The organism is Rhodoferax sp. (assembly GCF_014859475.1).
Taxonomy (GTDB): domain Bacteria; phylum Pseudomonadota; class Gammaproteobacteria; order Burkholderiales; family Burkholderiaceae_C; genus Rhodoferax.
In genome coordinates, this window is record NZ_JACUUE010000219.1 from 1 (window position 1) to 3,858 (window position 3,858).

The 3,858-nt window shown below is 63.6% G+C and carries 4 protein-coding genes; all 4 read right to left on the bottom strand.

From position 1 onward, the window contains the following. Positions 1-17: 17 nt before the first annotated feature. On the bottom strand, positions 18-2,585 hold the full coding sequence (locus IBX54_RS13275; protein WP_296543133.1) for an ABC transporter permease: 2,568 nt from the start codon (positions 2,583-2,585) through the stop codon (positions 18-20). 57 nt (positions 2,586-2,642) lie between these two features. Further along, positions 2,643-2,939: a type II toxin-antitoxin system RelE/ParE family toxin gene (locus IBX54_RS13280; RefSeq protein WP_296543134.1), complete on the bottom strand. Its 297-nt coding sequence runs from the start codon at positions 2,937-2,939 to the stop codon at positions 2,643-2,645. Beyond that, positions 2,927-3,217 (bottom strand): CopG family ribbon-helix-helix protein, encoded by a 291-nt coding sequence (locus IBX54_RS13285; RefSeq protein ID WP_296543136.1) that lies wholly within the window; start codon positions 3,215-3,217, stop codon positions 2,927-2,929. Before IBX54_RS13285 ends, IBX54_RS13280 begins: the two co-directional genes overlap by 13 nt. A gap of 185 nt (positions 3,218-3,402) precedes the next feature. After that, positions 3,403-3,858: aminotransferase class IV (locus IBX54_RS13290; RefSeq protein ID WP_296543137.1), on the bottom strand; the 456-nt coding region annotated here is incomplete at its 5' end.

Below are 3,858 nucleotides of genomic sequence, written 5' to 3' on the forward strand. Positions count from 1 at the left end.
GGCTCGCAGTGACGGGGTTACCAGTCTTCTTTCACCGCCAGCACCGCATCCTGCCCTGCTGCGGCTTGCGCTGCCAGCCAGGCGGTTAACGTGCCAGCGGCCACCACTGCCAGGCACAGGCCCAGCAGCTTGAGCCAGGGCAGCATCAGGTCCATGGTCCAGTGAAAACTTTGCGGGTTGACCACATGCACCAGCACACTTGACACCACCAGGCCCAGCGCCAGCCCCGTCAGCGCGCCCAGCAGCGTCCAGGCAGCGCCCTCGAAAGCCACCACGGTCAGAATCTGCCGCCGGGTCAGCCCCAGATGCGCCAGCAGGCCAAATTCCTTGCGCCGGGCCAGCACCTGGGCGCTGAAACTGGCGGCCACACCAAACAGGCCAATCGCTATCGCCACCGCCTGCAGCCAGTAAGTGACGGCAAAACTGCGGTCAAAAATGCGCAGCGAGGTGGCCCGAATCTGGCTGGGCGTGCCAAATTCCATCAGCTCGCCGGCGCCGGAACCCATTGTTTCGGCCAGCGCACGCAGCGCCTGTTGCACCTGCGGCGCGTCAGACGGTTGCGCCAACCACAGCGCCAGGTCGTTGGCGCGCTGGTCGCCGGTGAGGCGCTCGAAAATGGTCCGGTCAATGGCAATGGCACCGCTCTGGCGCGAGTAGTCACGCCAGACACCTGCCACAAGATAGCTTGCTTTTGTGGCCTCTCGCGTTTGGGCCAGTGCGTTGAAGCTTCGTTCCAGCAAGGCAAAGGGTTGGCCCGGCACGGCGCCATGCAGGTCCACCACCGCCTCGCTCACGTAAATGCCGATCTGCCCGGCGGGCACCGGCAGCGGCTCGCCCACCAGGGGCAAGTTTTTGGCTGGGTCCGACAACTCGCGGGCGATCAGCGCCACCGGCGGCAGGCTGGGTTTGAGCAGCAGCGACACCACGCGCTGCGCCTGCAACTGCTTGACACCCTTAAGCGCAGCTGCCGCCTGCACATATTCCGGGCTGAAATACACCGTGTCGCTGGCGCCCAGGCTGGCTGCGCTGCGCACATACAAATCGGCGGGCAGCACCTGGTCAAGCCACTGCGTGACCGATTCCCGAAAACTTGCCACCATCACCGTCAGTGCCACCGCCAAGCTCAAAGACGCCACCACGCCACTGACCGCCACCGCCGCCGTCTCGCGCTGGTGCCGGGCGCGCGCCACCGCCAGCAGCGGCAACGTTTGGCGCGCCACCAGCGGGGCGATGCGGTCCAGCAGCAGGCCAATCAGCCAGGGCAGGGCGGTAATGCCGCCCACCAGCAGCAAGGCAACGGATAAGTAAGCCGCCACCGGAATGCCCCACACGGGTGGTGCTTGGCTGAGCGCGGCACCCAGCAGGATCAGCATCAGGCTGAGCCAGTGACTGTGCGGGTTGGTGAGCGCGCCGCCCAGCCCTTTCAGGGTTTGCGCCGGCGGCAGGGCCTGCGCTGCGCGGGCCGGCCACCAGCCGCCCACCAGTGCAGCGGCCACGCCCATGGCACCATAGAGCAGCGCGGCCCAACTGCTGAATTGCAGCGGCGGCGCAGTGCCGGCAAAAAAGCCGCCGCCCAAGTCGCCACCGAGCACGTTCAGCGCCAGCGCTGCCAGGCCTGTGCCCAAGGCAATGCCGGCCGCGCTGCCGAGCAGACCCAGAAAAAGCGATTCCCACAGCACCAGGCTCAGCCGTTTGCGGCCACTTAAGCCCAGCACACCGAGCAGCGCAAATTGCTGTGCCCGTTTGGCCACGCTCAAGGACAACACCGAGAACACCAGAAACGCGCCGGTGAACAGGGCAATAAAAGCCAGCACGGTCAGGTTGACCCGGTAAGCGCGCGACAGGTTGTTGATCTGCGACTGCGCATCACCGGGCACCGTCAGGATCAGGTTGGCGGGCCAGTCGGGGGCGTTTTGCAAGCTGCGGACAAAGTCGTCGCGATTGACCCCGGTCTTTAGTCGCAAATCGATGCGGCTGAGCTGGCCCTGCTTGCCAAACAACTCCTGCGCCGCACCAATGTCCATTACCGCCAGCGCCCGGCCAGTGGCGCGCACGCTACCGGCCACGGTGACCGACAGCAGCTCGAGACCGCTTTGCAGTTGCAGCTGTGGCCCAGCCAACGCTTGCGCGGCCGGGTTCAAAAATACCTGCCCCGGCGCAAACAGCGCGAAGCGGTCGTTTGCGCCCGGGGCGCTGGGGCGCTCGGGCAGCGGCATCAGGTCTGGTGCCACAAAGGCCACCACCAGCGCATCGACCCCGACCACTTTCAGGCTGCGCTTGTCTTCGGGCGTGACGGCGTAGGTGCCTACTTCGAGCACGGGCGAGGCCAGCGCAACACCAGGGTGCCGCGCCACGCGAGCAAACAAGGCCTCGTCAAACTGGCCCTGCACGCCGCGCAACTCCAGGTCGGGCTGGCCGCCCACCGAGCGTGCCGCCTGCGAGAACTCATCGAGCGCGCTGGCGTTGATCAAATGCACCGAAAACGCCAGCGCCACGCCCAGCATCACTGCCACCACCGCGGCCGCGTTGCGCCACGGGTGGTGTTTGAGTTCTTGCCAGGAGAAAGTTTTGAGCAGGTCAAGCATGGGGTGGGGTGCCAGTCACAAAATCAGCAGGGTTGACCGCTGACAAGAATGCCGGGTTCAATCTTTGTAGCCCGCTTCTCTTTGGTGGCGAACCGCCAGAATGGTCACGACATCGCCGTCGTGATGGTACATGGCGACATAACTACTGTGGCCAAAGTCAATCATCCATTCCCGGAATTCGGGAGGTATTTCTTCGATGGGGCGTCCAATGCCTGGCTGAAGTGCAAGCACCTTGACCTCCTGCCGGATGGCCTTGACCGCACTTTTGGCTGCATCGCCATTTTTGCTTGCCAAAAACCGATAAAGGCGCTGAATGTCAAGCAGGGCAGGTGGTGACCAGATCAAACGTGGCATGTGGGCGGTACTTCATCGTGTCCGTCTTCCAGCTTGCCCAGCCAGACATCAGCTTCTGCAGCGGTGACGTGCAGGCCGTTGGCTTGGTAGTCGCTCCATGCCCGCAAGCCGTCTTGTCGGAAAAGTTCGCGCTTTTCTTCGCGTTCAACATACTGGCTGATCGCCTCGCGCATCAACCAGTGTGATGTCCTTTGGCGCGCCTCAGCCAAACGCTGCACGCGAGCTTTGGTTTCCATGTCAATTTTGATGGTCATGGGCTGGGTGGCTGTTGCTGTCATGGTGACCTTCAGTCTGGGATGATGAAGTAATACCTTATCACAGCTTGGGGAAAATACGCGCTGCCAGCTCGCGCATGCGCGCTGCGACCTGGGTGTATTCGCTGTCAGTGCTGCGAACCTTGGCGCGAAAAATGACGACGAACATGTCTGTCTCCTCGGGATGTTTGGGGTGATCTGCGCTGACATCATCCGGGCAGCTGCGCATCGAGCCAGCCGCGCAAGCTGTTGATGAAAGCCAGCGCCTGCACGCGCGGCAAGTCGTCAACCCGCACCACGGCTTCAAGCAGGCGGCCTTTCTTCAAATACATTTGCCGCCCGATGCCGTCGAGCAGCCCGCAGCGCAGCGGCGGTGTCACCCAGCGGCCATCGAGCAACAGGGCGATGTTGCCGCGCGTGCATTCGGTCAGCTCACCGGCCTCGTTGTAGAGCAGGGTGTCGAACACGGCAGGCTCGGTGGGGGCAAAGGCCTCGTAATGGGCACGGTGCGTGGTTTTGAAACGCGTGAACTCGCTGTGTGCTTCATCGAAAGGCTTTTTTGCCAGTTGCAGACGCACCGTTGATGGCGAAGGTGGCAGTGCAAAGGCCTGCGCCTGCGCGCGGCCCTTGTCATCGAGCAGCAGGCGCACGCGCCAGATTCCTTC